We start from the raw sequence: 7,076 nt of genomic DNA on the forward strand, positions 1-7,076 counted from the left end.
TGGTGCGCACCAACAAACCCTGGAATCCGGCTTTCGTTTGAAGCACGGTTGCTCAACCGTCTTGGCGCTACGCGCCAATCCACCTTCTCCCACAAGGGGAGAAGGTAAGACAGCGGCGCCGACGACCTCGACAGTAAGCCGGCAAACCTAGAGACAGGAAGGAGAAAGAATGCGCTATCAGAACGCCACGGCGTATCGCTTCCTCGCACCCTATCTGCTGATCTTCTCGATCTTTTGGCTGTGGCCGATCATCAGCTCCTTTCTGATCTCCTTCCAGGCGACGCGCACCGTGCCGTGGCGGTTCGCGCCCACTTTCAACTGGGGCCGGCTGATCGGCGACCCCGCCTTCTTCAACGCGCTGAAAAACACGCTGCTTATCCTCGTCATCCAGGTGCCGGTGATGATCACTTTGGCGATCGTTATGGCCGTGCTGCTCAATTCGCCGCTGCTCAAAGCCCGTGGCCTGTTCCGCTTCGCCTTCTTCGCCCCGGTCGTGGTCGGCGAAGTCGCCTATTCGGCGGTGTTCCGGCTGATGTTCAATCTCGATTACGGCATCATCAATAAGCTGCTGAACAGCGTCGGCCTGCCCCGTATCGACTGGTTTTCCAACGTCACCCCTGCGATGGCGGTCATCATGATCGCGGTGACCTGGCGCTGGGCCGGCTACAACGCCATCATCCTGCTCGCCGGCCTGCAGTCCATCCCCCAGGATGTCTACGAGGCGGCGACCCTGGACCGCGTCAGCAAGCTCAAGCAGTTCTTCTACATCACCCTGCCGCTGCTCAAGCCGATCATCGTGTTCTGCGCCGTACTGTCGATCATCGGCACCATGCAGCTGTTCACCGAGCCATTCCTGATCACCGAGCGCGGTGGACCGGGCGGCGGCACCGAAACGCTCGGGCTGCTGCTTTACCGCCAGGGTTTCAGGTCGCTCAATTTCGGTTACGCCTCGGCCATCGCCTACACAATGGCCGGGCTGGCGATCGCCATCTCGCTGGTGCAACTGTGGCTGACGAGGGACCCGAAATGAGCTCGCGTTCCTCCTCCAGCCGTTCCTCCGCTAGCCGTTCTTCCTCCAGATTGGGACGCAGCATCGCGCTGCATCTGTTCCTGACGCCGCTGGCGCTGATCTGGCTGTTTCCGCTGTGGATGATGGTGATCTTTTCGACCATGCCCGACAGAGGCATCTTCAGCCCCAGCATCGAGCTTTTGCCGCACGGCAGTTTCCTCGACAATGTCAACAATTTGCAGCGCGACACCAATTTCATCGGCGCCATCGGCATCTCCGTCTCGGTGGCGGTGACCTATACGTTCCTGTCGGTGCTGCTCACCTCGATGGCCGGCTGGGCGCTGGCGCGCTACCAGTTCTTCGGCAAGGGCGTCGTCGTCGCGATCATCCTCGGCACCATCACGCTTCCCTACGCTGTGGTGCTGATCCCGCAATTCATCATGGTGGCGCGCGACTTCAAGCTCGCCAACACCTGGGTGGCGCTGATCGTGCCGCCGCTCTTCAATTCGCTCGGCGTGCTGTTCATGCGGCAGAGCTTCTCGATGATGCCGGGCGATCTGTTCGACGCCGCTCGGGTCGAGGGGGTCAAGGAATGGCGGATCTTCCTGTTCGTCGCACTGCCGCTGGCGCGGCCGATGCTGGCGGCGCTCGCCATCATCCTCTTCCTCGCCTCCTGGAACAACTATCTCTGGCCGCTGCTGATCAATTCCAAGCCCGGCGCGATGACGGCGCCGGTGGCGCTCGGCACGCTGATCGGCCTCACCAAGGTGTCATGGGGCGGCATCATGGCGGGCGCCGTGATGCTCACCGTGCCGATGCTCGTCGTGTTCGTGCTCTTGCAGCGCCATTTCGTCGCCGGCATTGCCGCCGGCGCCATTAAATAGGATCAGCATGGCAGCGGTCACACTCAAGAATGTCGTCAAGCGCTTCGGCGTCTTCGAGATCGTTCACGGCGCGAACATCGACGTCAATGACGGCGAATTCGTTGTCTTCGTCGGCCCCTCCGGCTGCGGAAAATCCACGCTGCTCAGGATGATCGCCGGGCTCGAGGATATCAGCGGCGGCGAGATCGCCATCGGCGGCAAGGTGGTGAACAATATCGAGCCGGCCGACCGCGGCATCGCCATGGTGTTCCAGTCCTACGCGCTCTATCCGCATATGAGCGTCGAGCAGAATCTGAGCTTCGGGCTGAGGATGAACGGCAATCCGAAGGCCGATACCGAGCGGCGGGTGAAGCGTGCCGCCGAGATCCTCCGCATCGCCGAGCTGATGAAGCGGCGTCCGCGACAATTGTCGGGCGGCCAGCGCCAGCGCGTCGCCATCGGCCGCGCCATCGTGCGCGAACCGCAAGTGTTCCTGTTCGACGAGCCGCTCAGCAATCTCGACGCCGAGCTCAGGGTGCAGATGCGGGTCGAGATCTCGCGCCTTCACAAGGAGCTCGGCGTCACCATGATCTATGTGACGCACGACCAAACCGAAGCGATGACGCTGGCCGACAGGATCGTCGTGCTCAACGCCGGCAATATCGAGCAGATCGGCGCGCCGCTCGATCTCTATGACGACCCCGCCAACCGCTTCGTCGCCGGTTTCGTCGGCTCGCCGAAGATGAATTTCATGGCGGCGAAAGTGGGCGGGCACGACGGCGGCGCAGTGACGGTCGAACTCGCCAACCATTGTGGCGCCAAACTGCGCAAGCCGCTTTCGGGTGCCCCGCCAGCAGTCGGTAGCGAGGTCGTGCTCGGCGTCCGGCCGGAGCATTTCTTCGAGGCCGGCGAAGGCGACTGCGACATCGCCGTCAAGGCCGATGTCGCCGAGCATCTCGGATCGGTGAGCTACGTCTATGCCAGTGCCGGGGCCAGTGCGGGGGCCGGACCAGAGGAACTGATCATCGAGCGCGAGGCATCGCGGCAGCGGGCGACTGGCGACCACATGGTGGTGTCGATTAGGGCGGGCCGGTCGCTTCTCTTCGACAAGTCAGGTGCTCGCATTCGCTAGTGCAAGTCGCCCAAAAGCATGCCCTCGGGCGTGAACCGCGCAGCGGTTTGGGACAACGACATGCACACCACGACACGCAATTTTCTTTTACCAACCCGCGACGCCGAGGCGACCCCAAGGAGATCAAAAAATGACGTCCGAACCACGAAAGATTCGCTGGGGCATTCTCGGGCCCGGCACCATCGCCAAGGCCTTTGCCGGCGGTGTCGCCCATTCGCGTACCGGCACACTGGCTGCGCTCGGCGCACGCAATCCCGGCAAATCAGGCCTCGCTGAAAACTTCCCCGGCGCCCGCATCCTCAAGGGTTACGAGGCTTTGCTCGTGGACCCGGACGTCGATGCGGTCTACATTTCGACGCCGCATCCGAGCCACGCCGAATGGGCGATCAGGGCGGCTGAGGCCGGAAAGCACGTGCTTTGCGAAAAGCCGATGGGGCTGACCGCCTTCGAAGCCGACGCGATGATCCATGCGGCGCGCAAGGCCGGCACCTTTCTCGGCGAAGCCTTCATGTACCGGCTGCATCCGCAGACGGCAAAGCTGGTCGAGCTGGTCAGGTCCGGCGCAATCGGCGACGTGCGCATGGTGAAGTCGAGCTTCGGCTTCGCCATGCCTGATTTCATGCCGGAGCACCGGCTCTATGCCAACGATCTGGCCGGCGGCGGCATTCTGGACGTCGGCGGCTATCCCGTTTCGATGGCGCGGCTGATTGCCGGGGCAGCATTGGGAAAACCCTTCGCCGAGCCGGACAAGATCGTCGGCGCAGCCCATCTTGGCCAGTCCGGCGTCGACGAATGGGCCTCGGCGCTGCTGCATTTTCCCAGCGGCATCGTCGCCGAAGTCTCCTGCGGCATCTCGCTGGCGCAGGACAACGTCCTGCGCATCCTCGGCACCAAGGGCCGCATCGAGGTCGCGGATTTCTGGTTTGCTAGCGGCAGGGAAGGCGGCACCGGGGAAATCCGCATCATCCGCCCGGGCGGTGAGGAGGTGGTCGAGGTCAGGGAAGATCGCTGGCTCTACGCTTTCGAGGTCGACGCCGCCGGCGAGGCGATCCTGGCCGGAAAGCAGGAGTTTGCCTGGCCGGGCATGGGCTGGGCCGACAGCCTCGGCAATCTGCGCGTGCTCGACAAATGGCGTGCCGCCATTGGGCTCGAGTATGAGATCGAGAAGCCCACAAGACGCGTCAACACCATCTCGGGCCGGCGGCTGCGCTCCGGCGGCGCCACCATCCGCAAGCGCGAAATTCCGGGCCTGCCGCGGCCGGCCTCGTGCCTCGCCCTCGGCTTCGAGGATTTCCGCACGTTCTCCTCCGGCATGATCCTGCTCGATGCCTATTTCGAAGCCGGCGGCAACGTCTTCGACACGGCCTATATCTATGGCAGCGGCTACACCGAAACGCTGCTCGGCCAATGGCTGAAAAACCGCGGTGTGCGGGAGCAAGCGGTGGTCATCGGCAAGGGCGCACACACCCCGCTCTGCTATCCCGATGTGATCGGCAAGCAGCTCACCCAGTCGCTCGACCGGCTGCAGACCGATCATGTCGATGTCTATTTCATGCACCGCGACGACCCGGACGTGCCGGTCAACGAATTCGTCGACGCAATGGATCAGGAGGTCAGGGCTGGCCGCATTCGCGGTCCGTTCGGCGGCTCGAACTGGACAAAGGAACGCATGGATGAGGCGATTGCCTATGCCGAGCGGACCGGCAAGCAGAAGCCTGGCGCGCTTTCGAACAATTTTTCGCTGGCCGAAATGCTGGTCCCGATCTGGCCGGGTTGCGTCACATCGTCGAGCGATGAATGGAAGGCCTGGCTGACCGCCCGGCAGATGCCGAATTTCGCCTGGTCGAGCCAGGGACGGGGTTTCTTCACCGGCCGCGCCGGGCGTGACCAGCGTGACAATGAAGAGCTGGTCCGGGTCTGGTATTCGGAGAAAAATTTCGGCCGCCGCGACCGGGCGATCGAGCTCGCCAACAGGCTGGGCAAGAGCCCGATCCATGTCGCGCTCGCCTATGTCCTGGCCCAGCCGTTCCCGTCCGTCCCGCTGATTGGCCCGCGCACGCTCGACGAACTGGAGGACAGTCTGCAGGCGCTCGACATCGCGCTTTCGCCGGATGATCTGGCGTGGCTGGATGGCGGTTCGGACCAGCATCCCGCGCGACGCACGGGCTAGGGTAGTCGCTTCAGCTTTGCGCCGCCCTTGTCCGCCTGAGTCCAGCGTAGATAGTTGGCGAAAGCCGAAACGACATCCAATCTCCCCCCTTGCGGGGAGATCAGCAGCCTCGCCGATGGCCTCTACTCCGGTGCCCTGGGCCGACACCCGGGCAACCCACACTACACCTTCGGCCGCCGATCCTTCCACGGCATCTCCCGTTCCAGCTGCGCAGAGACGGCGAGCACGGTCGCTTCGTCGCCATAGCGGCCGACCAGCTGCACGCCGATTGGCACGCCGCCGCCTGACCACCCGAGTGGCAGTGAAATCGCCGGCTGTCCGGAGATGTTGAAGGGGAAGGCGAAGACGGCGTCCGTCCATTTTGCATTGTAGCGATCGATGTCCGGCTCCGCCATATCGTAATAGCCTAAAGGCCGCGGCAGCTGCGTCAGGGTCGGCGTGATGAACAGATCGTAGGGCGCGAGATCGCCGACGATGTCGCGGCCGACCTGCCGGATCGATTCGACATCCGAGATGTGGCGGATGCCGCTCGTCGCGCGGCCGCGCTCAATGATCGCCCAGGTCACCGGCTCGACATCGCTTGGCGTCACCCGCCTGCCGATGACCGTTTCATGATAGCCGAACGTCGCCGCCGTCTGCACGCAGGTCATGTTGGTGTAGGTCTTCCACACCGCATCGGCGTCGAGCGGCATATCATGCTCCTCGACATGATGACCCAGGTGATCGAGGGCAGTGACAGTCGCCAGCACCGTGGCCTTGACCTCGGGGTCGATTGCCGTGCCGTTTGGCGGCGTTACGGTGAAGCCGACGCGCAGCCTTTCCGGCTCACGCGCCGAAAGGCTGAACCAGCTGTCGTCCGGGACCGGCGGCGTATAGGGATCGCCCGGCAGCGCGCCGGCCACCGCATCCAGGTAGGCTGCTGTGTCGCGCACCGTCCTGGAGCAGCACAGGAAATAGGCGCCGCCATACCAATAGTCGCCGAAGGGCGCCAGGCTGACGCGGCCGCGCGACGGTTTAAGGCCGACGATGCCACAGCAGGAGGCCGGGATGCGGATCGAGCCGGCGCCATCGCTGGCCTCGGCGATCGGCACCATGCGCGCGGCGATTGCCGCCGCCGCACCGCCGCTCGAACCGCCCGGCGTGATGCCGTCCTTCCAAGGGTTTTTCGTCACGCCGTAGAGTTTTGGTTCGGTGGTGATCGACCAGCCATTCTCGGGCGCGTTGGATTTACGACAAGCACCAGGCCCGCCGTCTTCATGCGGCGCACGACCTCGGTGTCGAAATCGGCGACGACGTCCCTCAGGAAAGAGCAGGCGTTGGTGTTGGGTGCTCCGGTCCAGGACGAGCCCAGCTCCTTGAGCAGGAATGGTACGCCGGCAAAGCGTGCGCTTCTGTCGACCGTTACAGCCGAAGCCCGTGCCATCTCGTGGAGGCGGTGGATCACCGCATTCAGCGCCGGGTTCAGCCGTTCAATCGTGATGATGGCCGCCTCGACAAGTTCGGCCGGTGAGACTTCGCCGCGTTTCACCAGCCCGGCCAGATCCAGCGCATCGGATTCGGCGTAGGTTTCCAGGAAACTGTCGGTGATTTCGGCCATGTCTGTCTCCCTGGTTCTGCCGTGCCCGAACGGCGCCCGATGGCAATCGCTTCAGACAATCGCCGATCGTGGCGCTGCCCCTCTTCTGCCTACCGGCATCTTCTCCCCGTAAAACGGGGAGAAGGGGCTGGCCGCAACGCTGGCGCTCTCTCGGCAACGCCGGAGAATTGGCGAAATCCTTAGCGAAGGCGTCCTTCTCCCCGTCACTATACCTATCGCATTCACACATCTCGGTTGCGCTTTGGGGCGAAGCTCGATTCTATTTCGGCGGGAAAGACGAAGGAGGTTTGAATGACCGGGATCGA

At 63.6% G+C, this 7,076-nt stretch carries 4 protein-coding genes and 1 pseudogene; 4 read left to right on the top strand and 1 reads right to left on the bottom strand.

Features of this window, described 5'->3' with window-relative positions:
- The first annotated feature begins 169 nt into the window (after positions 1-169).
- The 4 genes from NKH12_RS29405 (at position 170) to NKH12_RS29420 (ending at position 5,174) form a co-directional block, all read left to right on the top strand.
- Complete coding sequence (locus NKH12_RS29405; RefSeq protein WP_095495801.1) at positions 170-1,030, top strand: carbohydrate ABC transporter permease; 861 nt, start codon at positions 170-172, stop codon at positions 1,028-1,030.
- Positions 1,027-1,893, top strand: coding sequence for a carbohydrate ABC transporter permease (locus tag NKH12_RS29410; RefSeq protein WP_352956334.1), 867 nt, complete (start codon positions 1,027-1,029; stop codon positions 1,891-1,893). Before NKH12_RS29405 ends, NKH12_RS29410 begins: the two co-directional genes overlap by 4 nt.
- 7 nt (positions 1,894-1,900) lie before the next feature.
- A complete protein-coding gene (locus tag NKH12_RS29415) occupies positions 1,901-3,004 on the top strand; it encodes an ABC transporter ATP-binding protein (protein ID WP_352956335.1) in 1,104 nt (367 codons plus the stop codon).
- 130 nt (positions 3,005-3,134) lie between these two features.
- Positions 3,135-5,174 (top strand): aldo/keto reductase, encoded by a 2,040-nt coding sequence (locus tag NKH12_RS29420; RefSeq protein WP_352956336.1) that lies wholly within the window; start codon positions 3,135-3,137, stop codon positions 5,172-5,174.
- 161 nt (positions 5,175-5,335) lie between these two features.
- On the opposite strand, the pseudogene NKH12_RS29425 reads toward NKH12_RS29420, so the two are convergent.
- Positions 5,336-6,771: pseudogene (locus tag NKH12_RS29425) on the bottom strand (amidase).
- Positions 6,772-7,076 lie beyond the last annotated feature (305 nt).

Origin of the sequence: Mesorhizobium sp. M1322, from assembly GCF_040318085.1 — a bacterium.
In the GTDB taxonomy this organism is placed as follows: Bacteria; Pseudomonadota; Alphaproteobacteria; order Rhizobiales; family Rhizobiaceae; genus Mesorhizobium.